This is a genomic window from Vibrio sp. 1731, from assembly GCF_033339955.1.
Classification (GTDB): Bacteria; Pseudomonadota; Gammaproteobacteria; order Enterobacterales; family Vibrionaceae; genus Vibrio; species Vibrio alginolyticus.
Genome location: NZ_JAWOVO010000003.1, coordinates 93,290 through 113,173 on the forward strand (window position 1 = coordinate 93,290; position 19,884 = coordinate 113,173).

15 protein-coding genes are annotated in these 19,884 nt (G+C 43.4%); 10 read left to right on the plus strand and 5 right to left on the minus strand.

Annotated elements, in window-relative coordinates:
* Positions 1-7: 7 nt before the first annotated feature.
* The 8 genes from R7035_RS05040 to R7035_RS05075 all read left to right on the plus strand — a co-directional run bounded on the left by R7035_RS05040 (position 8) and on the right by R7035_RS05075 (position 9,450).
* Entirely contained in the window at positions 8-832 is an 825-nt protein-coding gene (locus tag R7035_RS05040; protein ID WP_033906314.1) for an alkaline phosphatase family protein, read from the plus strand.
* Positions 829-1,719: an ABC transporter permease gene (locus tag R7035_RS05045; RefSeq protein ID WP_033906313.1), complete on the plus strand. Its 891-nt coding sequence runs from the start codon at positions 829-831 to the stop codon at positions 1,717-1,719. The genes R7035_RS05040 and R7035_RS05045 overlap by 4 nt, the downstream gene beginning before the upstream one ends.
* A gap of 2 nt (positions 1,720-1,721) precedes the next feature.
* Positions 1,722-2,510, plus strand: coding sequence for an ABC transporter permease (locus R7035_RS05050; protein ID WP_033906312.1), 789 nt, complete (start codon positions 1,722-1,724; stop codon positions 2,508-2,510).
* Entirely contained in the window at positions 2,507-3,526 is a 1,020-nt protein-coding gene (locus tag R7035_RS05055; protein ID WP_005373862.1) for an ABC transporter ATP-binding protein, read from the plus strand. Before R7035_RS05050 ends, R7035_RS05055 begins: the two co-directional genes overlap by 4 nt.
* 2 nt (positions 3,527-3,528) lie before the next feature.
* On the plus strand, positions 3,529-4,188 hold the full coding sequence (locus tag R7035_RS05060; RefSeq protein ID WP_017633566.1) for an HAD family hydrolase: 660 nt from the start codon (positions 3,529-3,531) through the stop codon (positions 4,186-4,188).
* 192 nt (positions 4,189-4,380) lie between these two features.
* On the plus strand, positions 4,381-5,037 hold the full coding sequence (locus tag R7035_RS05065; protein WP_021707693.1) for a TetR/AcrR family transcriptional regulator: 657 nt from the start codon (positions 4,381-4,383) through the stop codon (positions 5,035-5,037).
* On the plus strand, positions 5,024-6,352 hold the full coding sequence (locus R7035_RS05070) for an HlyD family secretion protein (protein WP_318145993.1): 1,329 nt from the start codon (positions 5,024-5,026) through the stop codon (positions 6,350-6,352). Before R7035_RS05065 ends, R7035_RS05070 begins: the two co-directional genes overlap by 14 nt.
* Positions 6,349-9,450: an efflux RND transporter permease subunit gene (locus R7035_RS05075; protein ID WP_318145994.1), complete on the plus strand. Its 3,102-nt coding sequence runs from the start codon at positions 6,349-6,351 to the stop codon at positions 9,448-9,450. The genes R7035_RS05070 and R7035_RS05075 overlap by 4 nt, the downstream gene beginning before the upstream one ends.
* Positions 9,451-9,932: 482 nt before the next feature.
* On the opposite strand, the gene R7035_RS05080 is transcribed toward R7035_RS05075, so the two are convergent.
* The 5 genes from R7035_RS05080 to R7035_RS05100 all read right to left on the minus strand — a co-directional run bounded on the left by R7035_RS05080 (position 9,933) and on the right by R7035_RS05100 (position 17,131).
* Positions 9,933-10,796 carry a DNAase gene (locus tag R7035_RS05080; RefSeq protein ID WP_104980435.1) on the minus strand — a complete coding sequence of 288 codons (864 nt, stop codon included), beginning with the start codon at positions 10,794-10,796 and terminating at the stop codon, positions 9,933-9,935.
* Positions 10,797-10,966: 170 nt separating this feature from the next.
* Positions 10,967-11,815: a DNAase gene (locus R7035_RS05085; protein WP_258469509.1), complete on the minus strand. Its 849-nt coding sequence runs from the start codon at positions 11,813-11,815 to the stop codon at positions 10,967-10,969.
* A gap of 395 nt (positions 11,816-12,210) precedes the next feature.
* On the minus strand, positions 12,211-12,477 hold the full coding sequence (locus R7035_RS05090; protein ID WP_005373876.1) for a hypothetical protein: 267 nt from the start codon (positions 12,475-12,477) through the stop codon (positions 12,211-12,213).
* Between the two features lie 324 nt (positions 12,478-12,801).
* Positions 12,802-15,960, minus strand: coding sequence for an efflux RND transporter permease subunit (locus tag R7035_RS05095; protein ID WP_256900891.1), 3,159 nt, complete (start codon positions 15,958-15,960; stop codon positions 12,802-12,804).
* Positions 15,961-15,973: 13 nt separating this feature from the next.
* Positions 15,974-17,131, minus strand: a complete 1,158-nt coding sequence (locus R7035_RS05100; protein ID WP_025767993.1) for an efflux RND transporter periplasmic adaptor subunit — start codon at positions 17,129-17,131, stop codon at positions 15,974-15,976.
* A gap of 518 nt (positions 17,132-17,649) precedes the next feature.
* Here R7035_RS05100 and R7035_RS05105 point away from each other — a divergent pair.
* Together R7035_RS05105 and R7035_RS05110 are read left to right on the plus strand one after the other, a co-directional pair.
* A complete protein-coding gene (locus R7035_RS05105) occupies positions 17,650-19,167 on the plus strand; it encodes a phospholipase D family protein (RefSeq protein WP_005387112.1) in 1,518 nt (505 codons plus the stop codon).
* Between the two features lie 90 nt (positions 19,168-19,257).
* Positions 19,258-19,845, plus strand: a complete 588-nt coding sequence (locus R7035_RS05110) for a class I SAM-dependent methyltransferase (RefSeq protein WP_256900890.1) — start codon at positions 19,258-19,260, stop codon at positions 19,843-19,845.
* The last annotated feature ends 39 nt before the right edge of the window (positions 19,846-19,884 follow it).

Consider the following 19,884-nt stretch of genomic DNA (forward strand, 5'->3'; position numbering starts at 1 on the left):
AGTCGTTATGAGCAATAAGGTCATCCTTGTTGTTCTAGATGGACTGAACTATCAGGTAGCCCGTGATTGCATGGGCTACCTCAATGGTCTTCTAGAACAAAGTCGTTCCCAACAAGAAACTCGCGCAACGCTTTATCCTGTGCAGTGTGAGCTGCCCTCTATGTCTCGCCCACTTTATGAGTGCATTTTAACGGGCGTTCGCCCTGTAGAAAGCGGCATCGTAAACAACAATATCGTTCGTCTATCCAAACACGATTCCATTTTCAGTTTGGCAAAAGCCCAAGGAAAAGTGACCGCTGCGGCTGCCTACCATTGGGTAAGTGAGCTTTATAATCGCGCGCCATTTGAACCTGTTCGCGATCGTTTCACGCATGATGAAACCCTGAATATCCAGCATGGCTGCTTTTACCATTGGGATCATTATCCTGATGAAGCCTTGTTCCTGGACGCAGAGTATTTACGTCGCAACTATCAACCTGATTTTTTATTGATCCATCCGATGAATATCGACGATACAGGACATAAGTTTGGCCTAGACTCTCGCCAATACCGCAATTGTGCGCGAGGTGCAGACATTATTCTTTCCAACTACATCGATCAATGGCTTGCTGATGGGTATCAAATCATTGTGACCAGCGATCATGGCATGAACAACGATCTTTCTCATGGTGGGATTTTACCTGAAGAGCGAGAAGTTCCCCTGTTTGTCATTGGTGATAAGTTTACCCATCAAGATTGTCATGTTAAGCAAACTGATATTTGTGGCACCGTTTGTCAATTGCTAAACCTTGACCACACGAAGCCATACACTCAGGAATTGTTAGCACTATGAGCAGTTCAGTCCTCTCCCCAAGCTCCAGCGAATCACGCTCAAATTTGGCAAGTACTTGGTTAAAGCGCTTTAAGCCAGCCATTTGGTTGGTGCCTTTCGCGCTGTTTTTCTACCTATTTCAACTCGCACCGATGATTTGGGTGCTGTTAAACAGCTTTATCTACGATGGCGAGTTTGCCTTCGATAACTACATTGAAGTGCTCGACTCCGCCTTTATGATGCAGGCGTTTGGCAACAGTTTGTGGTTAGCTATATGGTCGAGCATTTTTGGCTTAGCCATTGCGACTCTGTTGGTCTCTTCTCTGCGCAGAGTCGATTCTAAAGTCCGCGACGGTGTGATTGCGTTTACGAACATGAGCAGCAACTTTGCAGGCGTACCTCTGTCATTCGCTTTTATTATTATTTTGGGCACCAATGGGGCGATTACCCTTTTGCTCAAGCAGTATGGCTTACTCGGTGATTTCGACCTTTATGGTAAATGGGGCCTGCTGGCCATTTACATCTACTTCCAAATCCCGCTGGCGGTGTTGTTGCTCTACCCTGCGTTCGATGCGTTGAGTGATGATTGGCAAGCAGCTGCTGCGCTACTGGGAGCCAAAACATCACAGTATTGGGCGAAAATCGCTCTGCCAGTGCTCTCACCAGCCTTATTCGGTACCTTTATTATCTTAATAGCCAACGCAATTGGCGCATATGCGAGTGTTTATGCGTTGACCTCCGGTAACTATAACGTCATCACAATTCGAATTGCGAGTCTGGTATCGGGAGACCTGTTCCTTGAACCTAATCTCGCCGCTGCAATTTCGGTGATTCTAATGGCGTTACTTGCCTTTATCACAGTGATTAACCAATGGCTCATTTCGAAAAGCTATGCAGGTAGGAAGTAGTCATGCACAACGTTAATAATCGATTCCATAAAACGGTGGTTTATTCCATTGTTGGGATCATGCTCATCCCGATTTTAGCGACCTTTGTCTATTCGCTTTCATCACGCTGGGGCGCCACGGTGCTTCCAGATGGTTTCACTTTTGATTGGTACGTTAAATTGCTGACCGACCCACGCTTTTTGCAAGCGTTTGGGCGTTCGCTGTTTATTTGTATTGCTTCGCTAACCCTCAGTGTGATTCTGGTTCTGCCAGCGATATTCGTGGTGTTTTACTACTTTCCGAAGCTCGATAAGCTCATGAACGTATTGATTTTGCTACCATTCGCTGTACCACCAGTGGTGTCCTCCGTCGGCTTGCTTCAACTTTATGCTGACAGTGAAATCTCCCTTATCGGTACTCCTTGGATTCTAGTAGGTACTTACTTCACCATCGCGTTACCGTTCATGTATCGTGCGATTTCTAATAGCTTCGAAGCAATTAACCTTAACGATTTAATGGACGCTGCACACTTGCTAGGGGCAAGCACAACCAAAGCGTTTTTGATGGTCATTTTACCTAACCTCAAAAAAGGACTGATGGCATCGCTTTTCCTTTCATTTTCATTTCTATTGGGAGAGTTTGTGTTCGCCAATATTTTAGTCGGCACACGTTATGAAACCCTGCAAATCTACTTGTATAACATGCGTCAGACGAGCGGCCACTTTACGTCTGCCTTAGTGATGACCTACTTCCTATTTATTTTTTTACTGACTTGGTTGGCAAGTCGTTTCAGCCGAGGAGTCAAACAATGAGCTACGTAACAGCGAAAAATCTGACTAAACGTTTTGGTGATAACACCGTATTTGAGGACATTCACTTTAACATCGAGCAAGGTGAATTCATTACGCTTTTAGGCCCTAGCGGTTGTGGTAAATCGACACTACTTCGCAGCCTTGCTGGGCTTAACCCTGTCGATGGAGGCGAGATTTGGGTAAACGGAGAAGATATCACGCATCAAGTCCCGCAAGAGCGTGGTATTGGGATGGTCTTTCAATCGTATGCGCTGTTTCCCAATATGACCGTCGAAGGCAACATTGCATTTGGCTTAAAAATGAAAAAGCTTGCGAATGATGATATTCGACGTGAAGTGGCTAAAGTCATCAAACTGGTGGATCTGGCAGGTAAAGAAAAACACTATCCGCATCAACTTTCTGGCGGTCAGCGCCAGCGTGTCGCACTCGCTCGAGCGTTGGTGGTGAAACCTCGCATATTATTGCTTGATGAACCACTTTCTGCGCTTGATGCCAAAATCCGCAAACACCTTCGTCAGCAAATCCGAGATATTCAGAAAGAGATGAATCTCACCACTATCTTCGTAACTCATGACCAAGAAGAGGCGATGATTATGTCTGATCGTATCTTCCTAATGAGTAAAGGAGAAATTGTTCAAGCAGGAACACCTGAAGAAATCTATACTCATCCTGCTAACGAGTTTGTGGCCGGTTTCATGGGGCACTACAACCTTGTAGAGGCCAATAAAGCCAAGCAACTCTTCAACATTGATACCGAATGGAAAGTGGCGATTCGCCCAGAGTCTATATATGTAAAAGAGCAAGGTCGTCAATATGATAGCCACATCTCAGCGCCACAAGTAGGTACGATCACCAACCACCAGCTTCTAGGTAATGTTATTCGCTATCAAGTGAACGTTGAAGAGTGTGAGCTCACTGTTGACTTACTTAACCGCTCTTCAGAACGCTTACTAGCGAATGGCAGCCAACTAGAACTACTCTTTAACCTAAACGAAATTCAACCAGTGAGAGCCTAAACATGTCCAAACCTTTGTATGTTTTTGATATGGATGAAACCCTAATAAACGCTGACTGCGCAATGATTTGGAACGAGTTTATGGTTGAGAAAGGCATCGCGACTGATCCTTTATTTATTATGGAAGATCAGCGTCTAATGGCCTTGTACTCTGAAGGCAAAATGGACATGGAAGATTACCTAGCGTTCTCCATGAAGCCACTAGAAAACATGCCGATTGAAGAAGTAAACGCCTTGGTTGAAGAATGTGTTGAAAGCCATATTTTGCCTAAACAGTTCCCTCAAGCCAAAACCCTGATTGAGCAACTGTCTCGTGATGGTATAGATATGGTTATCATCTCTGCCAGCGTCACTTTTTTGGTGGAAGCCGTTGGTCGCCGTCTTAATATTCCAACCGCACTCGGAATTGATTTAATCGAGAAAAACAACCGTTATACTGCTGAAATCGACGGTATCCCGAGTTATCGTGAAGGCAAAGTCACGCGATTAAAACAGTGGCTAGAAAATCAGCCTGAGCCTTATTCCGAAATCCATTTCTATACCGATTCAATCAACGATTTACCGCTTTGTGAATACGCGAACTACGCTTATCTGGTAAATCCATGCCCACAACTAAAAGAACACGCCAACAGACCGAATTGGAGTGTGTTAAGTTGGGGGTGATATAGCCTCACAAGACCGTTCTTCCTAAGTAAATACTTTTCTATTTGTTCAAAGAGCAGTTCTTTCTGCTCTTTTTTACTTCTCTTCATCACAAATTAATCACTTGATTAAATACTGATTAATTTTTCACATGTCGCATGAGAAATCAGCGTCTTATAATTAATCAAATGTTTAATATTTTGAGAGAAGATTGTGACGGAAGCGCATCGAAGGGCGGGAAGACCCACAGATAATATCGACGCAAGGGAAAAACTGATTTTCCACGCGCGCGAACTCTTCACCATTATGGCTTATGACAAGGTCTCTACTCGCCTAGTCGCGCAGAAAGCAGGCGTGAACGTGGCGATGATTCGTTACTACTTTGGCAACAAAGAAGGCTTGTTCGAGACCATGTTGCGCGAAACACTGTCACCGATGCAAAAGCAGATGCAGACGTTGGTATCCAACAGTAACGAGCAAAACTTTCTCGATCTAATGCGCACCTACTACCGCGAAATGATCAAGGTACCACAGTTCCCACGCTTAGTTGCCCAAGTTATGAATATGCCCCCATCGGAAACCCAACGCAAACTGCTCGAAAAAGTCTTCGCAGATATCAGTAAGCCAATGCAAGGCGTGATCTTTGATAAGTTGATCGACAGTGGCGTTTTACGAAAAGACGCCGACCCTCAACTTTGTCGCGTCTCTTACATCAGCTTGATGGTATTTCCTTTTATGGCACCACCAGCACTGCTCGCCATTCATGGCATTGAACTTTCTGAAGCCTTCTTGAACCGATTATTCGAACACAACATACAACTGATGAAACATGGATTTTTAGACTCGGGCGACCAATATGAAGATAAATAAAAAGCTGCTGTTCTTTCCTGCTCTTGCGGTGGGGGTCGTCATTCTGTTTTTGGCGATTAGCCTCAAACCAGATTTGCCCGTAAAACCCGCTGGAGATCGTGCACGGTTGGTCGAGACGATTCCACTTGAGCTCAAAGCCATTGCTCCAGTAGCCATAGGGTTTGGCAAGATCGCCCCAAAAGTGGAATGGAAAGCGATAGCCGAAGTGACGGGGAAAGTGGTCTACCGCCATCCGCAGCTGGAAAAAGGACAAGTGTTGCAAGCAGGGACAGAAATCTTGCGAATCGACCCACTCGATTACGAACTGAAACTGGTTCAAGCTCAAGCCGATCTCAAATCTGCTCAAACCTCTCTGGCTAAGCTGAACCAAGAAGAAGCGAATCTCAAAAGCACACTCAAGATAGAAGCCAACCGTCTGGTTATCGCCAACAAAGAGTTAGACCGTAAACAAAACCTACGTAAAAAAGGCCTAACGTCTCAATCGGATGTAGATCAGCAAGAGCAAAGCGCGCTCTCTCAACGTAAGTTAGTACTGGATATTGAAAATCAAATTGGTTTGATGCCGGATGAGAAACGAGTCGCGGAAGCCCTAGTTAAAGTTAATGCATCAAAAGTGGATGAGGCCGAACGCTCGCTTGATAAAACCATCATCACGCTTCCTTACGATTTGCGTATTGCTGGCGTAGAAATTGAGAAAAAGCAAGTGGTTAATCTACAACAGACCATGGTGACCGGGCATGGTATTGATGTTATGGAGGTTGAAGCTCAACTGTCCATTCATGACATGCAAACTTTGGCTGCGAGCATCGGTGAGTTTGTTCGTGATGAATCTGGTATTCCACAACCTGATATGAATGCGATTCATGCCAACATTGAACTCAGCAGCGGTAACCTCTCTGCAAGCTGGCCTGCGAAAGTTGCACGCATCAGTGAAACGGTTGATCCAAGCCAAGCGACTGCCGGTGTGATTCTGGAAATTGAACAAGACTACCGTGCATTAAACCCAATCTCTGCGCCTCCACTAGTGAACGGCATGTTTGTGCGAGCCTTGATTGAGGGACAAGAGAACCCGAGTTGGGTCATCCCAGAGCGTGCGCTTCATGGCGATAAGATTTACCTGATGGGCGATGACAATCGTCTGCAAGTCGTGACGGTTGAAGTGTTATATCGCCGAAATAACCAAGTGGTGATCGATGGCGAATTGGAGCAAGGTCAGAAACTGATCATCAACGATTTGCTGCCTGCGATTAACGGCATGCTATTGAAAGAGTCACCTGAACAGTCAGAAACGGCTATTGAGGAGTCTGATTCATGATCCGATTCTTCGCCAAGCCCCCAACAGCAGCCAACTTGCTGATGCTAACGCTGCTGATATTGGGGATTTCTTCACTTTCCACGATTAAGCGGGAAACCTTTCCTGAGTTTGATCCGCCCTACATCCTAGCTGGTGTGGTTTACCCTGGCGCTTCCCCGCAAGAAGTCGAAGAGAGTATCTGTGTCCGCATGGAAGATGCTGTTGATGGCCTTGCTAACATTGAAGAAACGCAATGTGAAGCGATTGAAGGCTCTTCGCGTCTTATCTTAAAACTGAATGAAGAAGCCGACATCGGCCGCATGTTGGTCGACGTTCAGACTCAAATCAACTCAATTAATGACTTCCCACAAGAAATTGAGTCTCCTGTGGTCCAAGAGCTAGATTGGAATGAGCCCGTTGTGGATGTCGCGATCACTGCAGACACCACATGGCCAGAGCTAAAAGCCTATGCAGAACAACTTAAACGCACATTAAAGCTCGATTATGATGTGTCTTTGGTTGAAGTTGCAGGCTTCTCTGACCACCAATACCGAGTAGAGTTAGATACTCAAGCTATTCGACAACTTGGCTTAAGTGTTGGTGATATTGCTGAGCAGATTGGTCGTCAGAACGTCAAGCTGCCAAGTGGTAATGTCGAAACGCCAGATAAGAACTTTCTGATCCGCTTTGACGAACGACGCGTGACACCAGAAGAGCTTGAGACTATTGTCGTGGGCTCTGGTCCAAATGGATCAATCATCCGTCTAAGAGACATTGCGACGATTACCGACCGATTTGAATTGGACGAACAGAAAGTCCTCTTTGATGGTCACCCATCTGCCCTACTAAAAGTCAGCAAAAACAAAGAAGACGATGCACTGCGCATTAAAGAACGTGTTGCTCAATTTGTCCAAGAACAACAAGCCATTGCGCCAGATGGTGTGATGCTACAAATGACCAATGATCTTTCATCCGTGCTTTGGGATCGCCTGACCATGATGGTCAAAAACGGTTGGCAAGGTATCATTCTGGTTTTCGCCACCATGTGGTTGTTCTTTAGTTTTCGCTACTCTTTTTGGGTCGCAGCTGGTTTGCCCGTAGCCTTCTTGGGTGGCTTATTTTTGATGGCGCAACTTGGCCTGTCCATCAACATCATGTCTTTGGTCGGGTTACTCATGGCCATCGGTATCATGATGGATGATGCCATCGTTATTGCCGAATCGATTGCCGCTCACCTCGACCGAGGAGAAGAGATCGATGATGCCGTTATCAAAGGAGTGAAAAAGGTACTGCCAGGGGTAATTTCTTCCTTCCTAACTACGGTGTGTATTTTTGGTAGCTTGTTATTCCTGCAAGGTGAAATGGGTGCGGTACTTAAAGCAGTTCCTCAAGTTCTGATCCTCGTTTTGAGTTTGAGTTTGGTGGAAGCCTTCTTGATCCTACCTAACCACCTTTCTCATTCGCTACATAAACAAAAGCAAGAGCGAAAAACACCGAAGTTCAAACAAAAGCTGCTCGCTTCTTTTGAAAACTTCCGCAACACCACCTTGGTCAACGCAGTAGATAAAGTGGTCGAGTATCGCTATGCCTTTATGGGTGGCGTGGTTGCCTTGCTTCTTATCTCCGCGGCCACGTTAGTAGGTGGTTTACTCAAGTTCCAACCCTTCCCTGAATTGGATGGCGACATTGCAGAAGCGCGTATTATTCTTCCTCCGGGTTCTTCTCTGTCTCAAACGGAAGCTGTCGTCGATAAGATCGTCGCTTCCGCTCAAAAGCTAGATAAAGAATGGACAGAGAAAGTGGAAGACGGCAATCCATTGGTTCTACACATCACCAGTCAATTCAACGCTAACGCCGACGCGAATGAATCTGGCCCTCACATTGCCACGGTACGTCTGGATTTGCTGGGTGCAGAGAGTCGTAACACACTCATCGATGAATTTATCGATGCATGGCGTGAAGACATTGGTGAACTTGCCGATCCTATCTCGCTGGTATTTAAACAACCGACCATGGGGCCGGGTGGACGAGCGATTGAAATTCGAGCGAAACATGATGATCTTGATGCGCTCAAAGCAGCCTCTATCAACATTCAGCAATACTTGAATGAGTTTGACGGTGTCCATGGCGTGTTGGATGACATGCGTATGGGTAAAGAAGAAGTCTTGGTTAAACTGCGTCCGGGAGCGGAAGCTTATGGGATTAACGGCCAACTCATCGCCAATCAATTGCGCGCGGCTTTCTTTGGCCAAACCGCAGACGAAATCCAAGTTGGAGTAGAAAATATTTCCATCGAAGTTCGCCTTGATAAAGCGCAAGCTGGTGACTTACAGCAATTGGCAAACTTCCCTATTATCTTGTCCGATGGAAGTCAAATTCCGCTCGCGACCATTGCTACTTTGGATTTCCAACGTAATTACGTAAGAATCCAGCGCATTGATGGCTTGCGCACCGTGAGCGTATTCGGCGATATCGACAATACGAAAGCCAACTCAACCGCCATTATTCGTCAGTTCCAACAGGATGAAGCGCCAAAGCTTATGCAAAAGTATCCTGGTCTTCGCTTTGATTTTGAAGGCGAAGCCAAAGATACCGCTGAAACTGGCGCATCAATGGGTAAAGGCTTCTTGCTTGGTTTGTTTGGCGTGTTTGCGATTCTGAGTTACCAATTCCGCAGTTATTTGGAACCATTCGTCGTCATGCTTGCGATTCCCCTCGCTTTTATTGGCGTGGTATGGGGACACATCCTACTCGGTCACTCATTAAGTATGCCAAGTATGATGGGCTTCGTCTCATTAGCAGGGATTGTGGTGAATGACTCGATTCTGTTAGTTCAGTACATACGCCATCATGTGGATGAAGGGGATAATGTGCATGACTCGGTAGTCAAAGCCAGTCGGGAACGCTTTAGAGCAGTATTCCTAACATCAATGACCACTGCAGCAGGTTTGCTTCCGTTGCTGACTGAAACCAGTTTGCAAGCACAGGTTATCCAACCACTGGTTATCTCTATCGTGTTTGGTATTTTCGCATCCACTCTGCTGGTGTTGTTTATGATCCCTGCTGCGTATGCCATTTTAGCTGACTTCGGCCTAGTCCATAAGCACGAAGAAATCTAAAACGACTGATAAGTAAACTTATCAAAATGAACAAGAGCGGCTTAGGTCGCTTTTTGTTCAATACCAACACGTTAAAAAACACACAACCACTTAACAAACAGAGGGTTATTGTGTCTCATTAAGTGTGAATATGAACAGTTAAGGATTAAGTATGTTGAGTTTTATATAACCAAATCAAATAACCAACACAAGATTTATAATATGTCTTATTGTCAAAAACGGAATTTCACAGAGTAAAAATACACGTAGGCAACACATTCACAATTTAAACTCACGATAATGAAAACATTGATTGAAGAATTAACATTTTAACAATCATTACAACAATGTTAACTTTAGCCTCGTTGGTCGCGCTGGTGGTAAGCCTCTCACCAAGCCTATTGTCAGTTTTATATGGACGTTCGACCACCTCCAAAATGAATAGACACCCAATTTGGTGCCCTTTTTTCGCCCGTGAAAGCATTCTTCGCGGGCTTTTTTCTTTAAGTTAAGTATGAACGCTCTGGATCAACTTTTTTTGTCAACCTTTCGGATTTGGAGGTAGTATGCGAATCAATAAGCGGAGACAGTGCTAGCAACTCTAAAACATTTTTTTCAAAGATTTCATCCGCGTGTCTTACCCAATCTAAAAACTTTTTTTGAGCAAACATAGGCTCGATTTCATATAAAAATTCAATACTAAAGTAAAACTCATTTTTGATAGGCAAATTGTACACTCTTCGATAGTCTTTTTTATACTCCAAATTTCCTTCTACATATTTTGAAAATGTATTTTCACCAATCTTGATATCTTGGCATTTGATTGGAGGGTAACCACGAAGAAACTCTCCTATAAGGAACTCTTCTTTCGCTCTCTTTTTTTCTTCGTTTATCGGGTCCATTCCCCAACGATGATTTGCGTACGCAATGGCATCATTCATCAACTCTGTATGATCACCTTTTCGAGAGCCGTCAGGTGACTCTACAGCATGATAAAAATCCACGTACTCTTTCTCTATAAATGAAGATAGTTGATTAACACTAGTAATATATTTATCTGAAGATTTAATCCTTAACCGAATATATAAGCTACCTTGTTTATTGATTGGTAATAGTGGATTTATTATTCTATTTTGAAAAGAGAAATAAATCGTGGCCAAGTTTATAAACTTTTCATGCCGCTCTACTTTTGAATCAATATTGAATCGTTGTAATTCAATAAAATCTTGGTATACATGACCTTCATATATATTGTTCGGACATTCAAATGATAGTACTAAGTCATCTATCTGGAATACATTATGTAACAAGTGTGCAAAATCTGGTTTCCCTCTAAACCCATCTTTAAAGATTTTGATAAAATTCATATTTATATCTCTTGTTATTTAAATATGTATTGATATTTGTGATAAGCTCTATACTAAATCCATTGGCTTTATATGCGCCATGGCGTACAAAGGTAAATAGACATCCAATTTGATTCATTTTTCTCTCATGGCTACATACTTTGCTAGCTTTTCTTGACACTGACGCTGTGTTACTCAGCCTTAGTTTTTTCGTTCAACCCCTTTACTGCTTTGGCTGTATACGAGTCGATGAGCGGAGACAAATCCAGTAATTCCAATACTTTTTTTTCAAAGGTTTCATCCGCACTTCTCACCCAATCTAAAAACTTCTGCTTAGCAAACATCGATTCGTACTTATACCAAAACTCGATGCTCAGGTAGAATTCATTTTTTATGGGTAAATTGTATACTCTTCGTAATTCACTCTTATACTTAAGATTACCTTCTGAGTATTTTGAGTATTTGTTTTTTCCAACTTCAACTATCTCACACTTTATTGGTGGATAACCACTTAAGAAACCTCTAATTAAATATTCTTCTTTTTCTCTTTTTCGGTCTTCACTTTCTGGAATTTCTCCCCATTGTTTATTCGCACGCTTAGTCAATTCTTTCATAAAGTCTGTATGATACCCCCTCATAGAGCCTTCACTTTGCTCCGGGGCATGATAAAAATCATAATATTCTCTCTCTAAAAATGAGGACAATTGACTAATATTATCAATATCTTCTCCAGTAGATTTAACCCGTAGCCTAATATATAATCCACCTTGTTTGTTAATAGGAAGCAAAGGGTTTAATATTTTCTTCTGAAACAAAAAATATACCGTAGCTAACTTTACAAACCTTTCATGCCTCTCTATTTTTGATTCAACATCGAACTGTTCTAAATTAACAAGATCCTGGTATACATGTCCTTCATATATGTTGTTCGGACACTCAAATGACAGCACTAAGTCATCTATCTGGAACGCATTATGTAATAAGTCAGAGAAATCCGGCTTTCCTCTAAAACCATCTTTACACATTTTAATAAAACTCATATGTCTATCTCTTACTCTTCAAATATGCATCAATACCTTTAAACGAACGCCTGAAATATGAGTTCTAATTCAAGTAAAGGTAAGCCACATACTAAGGTATTATGAAGGTCAAAAAGGAGATCGGATCTTTTCAAAATTTTAAATATCTAACATCACCTCCACTTTACTGAAATCTACACTTTTGAAAGTTACATCCCCTCCATCCAGCAATAGCTCATCAAACACGCCAACTATTGATAATAAGCTTGAGGATCTGATCTCCACCCATGAAATGAGAAACAAAAAAGCCAGCCTTAAAAGGCTGGCAAGTAGAGCAACAAGGTCAGTGCTTACTGCTAACTAACACCGAACTCGTATTGGATTCATTTTCGTCTGTTAGTCTCTTTTATCGGCGTTTATGACTTGCTTGCTTTCTCTTTGTGGCACGTTACCTTTACTAACTGTTCTTGCTCATCTTTAATGTTTTTCACGATACGCTCATCACGTGCGTGAATGGCATCCATGTTCATTTGCTGAATATCTGCTATAGCTTCATGTTTCATTTCAGAAAAGTCCTGACGTAAATCTGAGCTCCACTCCTCTTTGTCTAAAGTGTTAGCAGCAGCGATTGGTGATGACATTACAGCAATAAGACTTAGAGTAGATAGAAATACGCTTTTCATAATAAGCTCCTTGAGGATTAGCAGTTAATTTTAATTACAATTCATATATTGCACATACGATGCCAACTTTTATTTTGTTATTTTTCAACAGCTTAAATAAAACCTCATATTCAACGTTATCTTCGTCTGGTAAATTTCGCTAACCAAGTGTCAAATTAACCATGCGAATTTAAAACATTAGAAACATACATATTATAAATGCTTTGTCAGGCAGTTTTCTCATCAGATAATTACGTAACTGCCCACTAAAAAATCACTTTGAATCAAAATGCGGAAACAAAAAAGCAGCCCGAAGGCTGCTCCTAATCGTTAACATCAAGCTTGTTAACTCGATACGCTTGCTTCAACGCTCGACGTCACTGGCGACTTTCTGAAACGATTAATCAAACGATGGATAAACCTCTTAATCGATCTGAAAATATTTTTAATATCTTCAAGCATTAAATACAAACAAGGCACCAACACTAAAGTCAGAACCGTTGCGTACAACACCGCAAAGCCCAAAGCGACAGCCATCGGTATGACAAAACGCGCCTGCAAACTCGTTTCAAACATTATCGGCAATACACCCGCAAACGTCGTTATTGAGGTGAGAGTGATAGCTCGAAAACGAGCACAACCCGCCTCAACAACCGCTTGTTTGATGTTCATACCCTTTTCTCTCACTTGGTTTACGTAATCTGTCATAACCAGAGAGTCGTTGATAACCACGCCAGCAGCGGCGATCAAACCAAATGTCGACATCATACTGATGTCTAAACCTAGCCAGAAATGGCCCCAAATCGCCCCCGTCAGACTAAACGGAATGACGGACATTACAATCAAAGGTTGGGTATAACTTTTTAACGGTACAGCTAACAAGATGTAGACGATGATCATGCCTGCAATAAAGAACAAAATCTGTTCATTACGCTGCGCAGCCTGCTCTTCAATATCACCACCCAATTCTGTTTTCACACTCGAGAACGCTTGCTTCATATCCGGTAAGATATTGTCGTCAATGACCTTTACGATTTCTTGAGGTTCAACCAATTCTTCGTCTATCGAACCATAGACATAAACGGTTTGATACCCGCCTTCACGTCGAATGCTACTCACGCCCGGCTGCTCGTTGATCTTCACCACATCACCTAGCATGACCTTCTTACCTGCTGGTGTTGTAATCACGGCGTAACGCAATGATGAGAATGCTTCACGCGTCAGTTGCGGGTAACGCACCATAACTTTAATTTCTTCACCATCACGAATAATGCGCTGTGCTTCGCCACCATAAAAGCTGCCACCAACTTGCTCTGCGATCATGGTGAGATCCAGACCGAGATCGTACGCTACAGGCGCAAGAGACAGGAGTACTTCTTTGCTTCCAGAATCAATAGAAGATGAAATATCATATAACCCTTCTTCCAGCTGTAAACGCTCTATCAAGTAACGCCCAGCCTCGTTGAGCTCATTGATGTTAGAACCAAACAACAAGTAGCCAAACTCATCTCTGTCACCACCACCCGCACTCTGCTCGCGGATTTTGATGCTCTTCATACCTGGAATAACAGGCATAGCTTCACGCCAACGTCGAGCCAGTTCAAATGTATTGAACGGGCGTAACTCTTCATCAACCAGAGGTACTAATACACGACCTTCGGTGCGGCTTCTGTTGTACGACAGCACATCACGAATCATTCCTTGACCATGTTCTGCAATGGTCTCAGATTCGATCTTTTGCATGACACGTTCAATAGTCTTGAGTGCACTGATTGTCTGCTCACTTGAAACGGTATCATTCATTTCAATAGTGATCGCAGGATAGTCAGTCGGCACTTTAGGGTTAGGGATCACCCGAACATAATTCGCGTTGATCAAAGCCGCGCTGATCAGCAGTAAACCACAGAACACCGCAAACACTGTCCAGCGCCAATGGGTGCATGTTGTTACAAAGTTCCGATATGGACCATTTACAAAACCAAAAAAACGTTGGTTAAATCGGTCACGCCAACCACCTGGTTTAACTGGCTTAAAATGAGTATGCGCAAGGTGTGCAGGAAGGATCAGCTTCGATTCAATCAAACTGAAGATCAAACACAGAATCACGACCCCCGCGATACCATAAAAGAAGGCACTATCAATACCACTAGACAACAAGAATGGTGCGAATACAGCAATCGTTGTCAGAACACCAAATGTCGCTGGCGTAGCAACACGTTTGACACCGCGTACCACGTTATCGACACCGCCGCCCTTTTCTTCGATTTCACTGTACGCACTTTCTCCCATGACGATGGCGTCATCCACCACAATTCCGAGCACCATAATGAAGGCAAAAAGAGACACGATGTTTACCGTGATCCCTAATGCAGGCATCATCATTACGGCACCGAGAAAACAGACAGGTAGCCCAATCATTACCCACATAGCCAAGCGGAAACGTAGGAAAATGGTCAGCATAATCGCGACTAATGCAGCGCCTTGCAGCAAGTTTTTCAACATCATGTCGAGACGCCCATTTAAATAATAAGTAGTATCAACTAAAACTTTGAGCTTAACATCCTGCGGTAATGTCTTGTTTTTTGCTTCAATATAATTACGAACGGACTGTGCAACAGGGATAATGTTCTGATCACGAGTTGCTTCAACAGACATGTAGATCGCATTTTGCCCTGAGTATTCAAAATAGCGCTCTTCTTCCGTAAAACCATCTTTGATCGTGGCGATATCTTGCAGTAAAACCTTCGCACCATTTGCGCCAAGCTTTACAGGAATATTTCTAAACTCATCACCACGGTAGTATTGGTTTTCAATCCTTACTGCAATCATCCCTGAATTTGTTTTTACTTCGCCCGCAGAAAAGTTGGCCGAGTAACGGCTGATCGCGCTGCTGATATCGCTCAACGTCAGGTCGTATTTACGAAGAACAAGTGGATCCACTTCAATCGCTATTTCTTCTTCTGGCGCACTCAGATACACCAGCATGACGTTTTCTAACTGAAGTAATTCATCTTCGATTTGCTTAGCAATCGGTTTAAGCTCCTCGAGCGGTCGGTCCCCAACTAACCCCATTTCGATTACATCTTGGCGCCATTCAACTTGGTAAACATTGATTGGTTCCATACCCGCTGGTAGGTTAGACAAGGTATCAATACGTTGATTTACATCATCTAAGACACGCTTGATATCGGCATTAACGTCTACCTCGATAGAAACATAAGCGCTACCTCTAGAGGCCGTTGAGACTGCTTTTTTAATCCCGGTGACGTCTTTAATCGATTCCTCGACCTTAACGAGAATACTCTCTTCTATCTCTTGAGGAGAAGCGCCAGGATAAGTCGCACGAACATCAATGTAGTTCACCTCAATATTCGGAAACATCTGCCTTTGAATAAAGAGAAAACTCACCACACCCATGATAATGATGAACACCATCAAAAGGTTGGCAGCGACGGGGTTATTCGCAAAATAGGCAATCAAGCCCTTTTGTTTAGTATCTTCCATGACAAACTCCTACTTACTGTACGACGGTTTCGGAGTCGTCACTCTTTTTTGCGATTTGTACCGCCATGCCTTTTTGAGGGTACTCTGGTAAGGTCAGTACCAACTTATCACTTTGCTCTAAACCTTCGCCCACCAGCAAAAACTCACCTTCTGCTCTCAAAACCGTGACGGTTCTGGGTTGAAGTTGATTATCGCCATTCACCACCCACACGGTACGGTTTTTAACTAATTCCTGTGGTAAGCGATAGATATGCTTAAGTTCCTTACCAGTGAAGCTCACTTCAACGTAGGAGCCGAATTTAATTGGAGGCTGCTGGTTATCGACACCGTATGGGTCCGCGATTTGAATGACCATGTTAATCATTCGGGTTGCGCTATCAATCATGCCTAAATCACGAACTACTCGACCTTCTCTAGTGGTAGAAAACACACCTTGCTGCGTCACTGTCGCAGTGAGTTCACCAATGGATTCGGGTAAAAATGCACTATCAAAACCGGCAATGGGTACGTGCACCTCTGCCACTTCGATGTTGTTTAACGTGGCAACTCGAGAACCAGATGTAACAAATTGACCAACACCAATATCACGCTCAACAACCAGCGCATCGTAAGGTGCAACGACTTTGCAATTTTCTAACTCTCTTTTTGCTCGTTTGAGTGCCGCTTGAGCCGACTTCACTTGGGCTTGTGCGCTCAAAACGTGAGGTTTGCGTAAATACAGATCCGTCACTTGCTTATCGCTCAGTCTCTTTGCCTGACGTTTTGCCACTTCGGCTTTCGCTTGTTCCTCAATCAAGTTTGCGCGTGCACTAGCTAAATCGGCTTCAGCTTGTAGAACCGACGCTTCATAGTTGTCACTTTCAATTGTGAAAAGAACCTCTCCTCGTTTCACGATGCCACCCGTTACAAAATTCGGGTGCCAACTTATCACTTCACCACTGACTTGCGCGGAAAGGTGTGTTTTTTCAAAAGGGACTAATTCACCGTGACTGGTAATCACCACTTTGTGATCAGTAGGAAAAAGAGAAGAAGCCTGAACAGTAGGTTCTGTAATTGCATCTTTGGTTGACTCTTTTTCCGGCGCAGTTGCGGCAATTGCTGCATATCCTGCATAAGAGCCTCCAACGACGACGAAGGGTAAAAGCCAACGTAATATGGGTTTTGCTAACATCGAAAATCCTTTTTTATTGTTGTTTTCAACACCACACTTTTATTCAGTCCATTGCTCCCGGTAAGCATGGTGGTGAGAGAATTGAATTTGAATAAACATCAAAGCGGCACTTGCCTAGTCTTTTAAGCAGCTAACTAGATAGTTATTGCCAATTCAAAGTTAATAAAATTAACAAAAAATTAACCAACTGCGCAAGTTGCTCTGACTTAACTTTTATTCTAAACAGCAAATGACATGCCAAGCATTTATTTATTAAAAATCATATGGTTATATAAAAAGCATTATTTTATCCAGTGTGCTATTGGTCATAATCACCAGATATTAGTGATTATGACCAATACGGCCATAATGATAATTAAAATAAATGATTATCTGCGCTCTAAAAGTTGAACTTAGTGCAGGCTCTATGGCAATTCATTGATTAATCGCTCGTTATCAAACGGTTCTGGGTGCATGTGGCGTCAGCTTAAGTCTATAATTTGGAGTAGGTAACACTCTGTAAGACAAGGAAATGTGCTTTGTTACAAACGCTCGCCAAGTTGCTCTTCCCCTCGCTGCTCACTATTTTATCGGCATGCTCATCCGTATCGTTGAATGACGCCAGTGAAAAGTCCACCAGCTTTCAGCTCGGTTATCAAAAGGATTCTGTTCTTGCGCAGTACTTTGAAGCTTACGGGAGAGACCCTAAGTCCATAACTGGCTTTGCACCGTTAAATCAGGGACACGATGCCCTTCTTGCTCGAACCTCTTTGATCGAGTCCGCCCAGAAAAGCCTTGATCTTCAATACTATATTTACCGTGGTGACGAAACGAGTCAGCTAATAACGTGGCGCTTGTATGAAGCGGCAAAGCGTGGTGTTCGAGTAAGGCTGTTGCTTGACGATATGCAAAAGCGAAACGACGATGTGATGGCTGCCCTCAATGCACATCCTAATATAGAAATCCGCTTATTTAACCCGCATCAGTATCGCGACTCCCGTTGGTTCGCTCTTGCTAGCGATTTTGAACGCCTTAATCGTCGTATGCACAATAAGTCTCTGATTGCAGACAGTGTTTCCGCCATTGTCGGAGGTAGAAATATCGGCAATGAATACTTCTCTTTTGAATCGCAAGTTGAGTTTGGTGATTTTGATCTTCTGCTCTATGGTGAGGCGGTACAACAAACTGCCGATCAGTTCGACCTCTACTGGAATAGCGCCTATTCGATACCAATGGAATGGATTACACCGAATTCGCAGCAAATTACCGACCAAGCGATTCAAAAGCAGGTCAATAAACTCCGGTTAGAGGAAAAGTTTTCAACCGGCCGCTATGACTTCACTCAACTGGATATGTACCAAGATCTAAAACAAGGTAAACTCAAGCTCTACTGGGGAGAAGCGAAAGTATGGTTTGATCTGCCCGATAAAGTCGCGACCCGAGAGAGCCAACTTATTGATAATTTAACGGAACTGGTTAAAAGTGTTGAGGATTCATTTGTGCTCATTTCTCCTTATTTCGTTCCAACTGAAGTAGGTACTCAAGCATTAAGTAACGCGGCCAAGCGAGGCGTTGATATCACGATTGTGACCAATAGCCTCGCGTCTAACGATGTGTTTGCCGTGCATGGTTGGTACGCAAAATATCGAAAAGATCTACTCGAAGCTGGAATCAAGCTTTGGGAAGTAAAAGCGAGCGCGAAACTCAAAAGTAAGTGGAGCCTCACGGGGAGTAGCAGAGCAAGTTTACACGCTAAAGCAATGACGATTGATAACAAAACACTTTTCGTTGGTTCGATGAACTGGGACCCACGTTCGGCCGCTTTGAATACCGAAATGGCCGTTGTTATCGAACAGCCAGAATATGTGCAAATGTTTCTAGAACAACTGCCGAGTCAACTGTCGAGTAACGCCTATGCCTTAACTCTGCGCGACGGGGACATTGTCTGGACCGACGTAAAAACAGGCGAAGAATACGAGTCCGAACCAGAAGCAGGAGTATGGCGAAAAATGGGCGCTTGGTTCTCCGGAATATTACCGATTGAAGATCAGCTATAACAGCTGCCAATACTGCAAACCTCCCCAGTCAAGCAAAACAAAATGGACGCTAGTTTTGGGCAGGGGACACAACCAACATAAGGAAGTTCAATGCCAGCGCAATGGAATGAATACTATCAGAAAATTTTAAGCCAACCTCACCGCCCAAACGTGGAAAATGCCGTAAACCGACTTAAGATAGAAGGCAAAGTCGCTCTTGATATTGGCTGCGGAATAGGTCGAGACAGCCACTTTCTCCTCGAAAAGGGATTTAAGGTTCACGCATGTGATAGCAATGAAGATGCAGTAAAAACTTGTTTAACACGCTTTGAAGGTAACAAACGATTTTCGGTTTCGCAGTGCTGTTTTACTGAGTTTAATTATCCTCAGTGCAGTTTGGTTATCGCAAATGCCAGTTTGTTCTTTTGCCCTGACACAGGCTTCAAACAAGTCTGGACAAAAATAGACAGCGCATTACAACCGGGCGGTATCTTCTGCGGCGATTTCTTGGGAGTGAAAGACTCCTGGGTTACCTCCGAAATGCATCCAAACATTACCGCATTAACAAAAAAGGAAGTGGAAAGCTTATTCGAGGGTTACGACCTCATTTCATTGCATGAAAGAGATGAAGACGGAACCACTGTAGTAGGAAGCCAAAAACATTGGCATATGTTTAGTGTGACCACTCGAAAGCGCTAAAAATGGTCTCTCAATAAAGATAGCAGCACTTCAAATCAG

Excerpts from the sequence above, each read along its gene's own strand:
- R7035_RS05040 (WP_033906314.1), top strand. The coding sequence starts at position 8 with ATGAGCAATAAGGTCATCCTTGTTGTTCTAGATGGACTGAACTATCAG.
- R7035_RS05045 (WP_033906313.1), top strand. The coding sequence starts at position 829 with ATGAGCAGTTCAGTCCTCTCCCCAAGCTCCAGCGAATCACGCTCAAAT.
- R7035_RS05050 (WP_033906312.1), top strand. The coding sequence starts at position 1,722 with ATGCACAACGTTAATAATCGATTCCATAAAACGGTGGTTTATTCCATT.
- R7035_RS05055 (WP_005373862.1), top strand. The coding sequence starts at position 2,507 with ATGAGCTACGTAACAGCGAAAAATCTGACTAAACGTTTTGGTGATAAC.
- R7035_RS05060 (WP_017633566.1), top strand. The coding sequence starts at position 3,529 with ATGTCCAAACCTTTGTATGTTTTTGATATGGATGAAACCCTAATAAAC.
- R7035_RS05070 (WP_318145993.1), top strand. The coding sequence starts at position 5,024 with ATGAAGATAAATAAAAAGCTGCTGTTCTTTCCTGCTCTTGCGGTGGGG.
- R7035_RS05075 (WP_318145994.1), top strand. The coding sequence starts at position 6,349 with ATGATCCGATTCTTCGCCAAGCCCCCAACAGCAGCCAACTTGCTGATG.
- R7035_RS05080 (WP_104980435.1), bottom strand. The coding sequence starts at position 10,796 with ATGAATTTTATCAAAATCTTTAAAGATGGGTTTAGAGGGAAACCAGAT.
- R7035_RS05085 (WP_258469509.1), bottom strand. The coding sequence starts at position 11,815 with ATGAGTTTTATTAAAATGTGTAAAGATGGTTTTAGAGGAAAGCCGGAT.
- R7035_RS05090 (WP_005373876.1), bottom strand. The coding sequence starts at position 12,477 with ATGAAAAGCGTATTTCTATCTACTCTAAGTCTTATTGCTGTAATGTCA.
- R7035_RS05095 (WP_256900891.1), bottom strand. The coding sequence starts at position 15,960 with ATGGAAGATACTAAACAAAAGGGCTTGATTGCCTATTTTGCGAATAAC.
- R7035_RS05100 (WP_025767993.1), bottom strand. The coding sequence starts at position 17,131 with ATGTTAGCAAAACCCATATTACGTTGGCTTTTACCCTTCGTCGTCGTT.
- R7035_RS05110 (WP_256900890.1), top strand. The coding sequence starts at position 19,258 with ATGCCAGCGCAATGGAATGAATACTATCAGAAAATTTTAAGCCAACCT.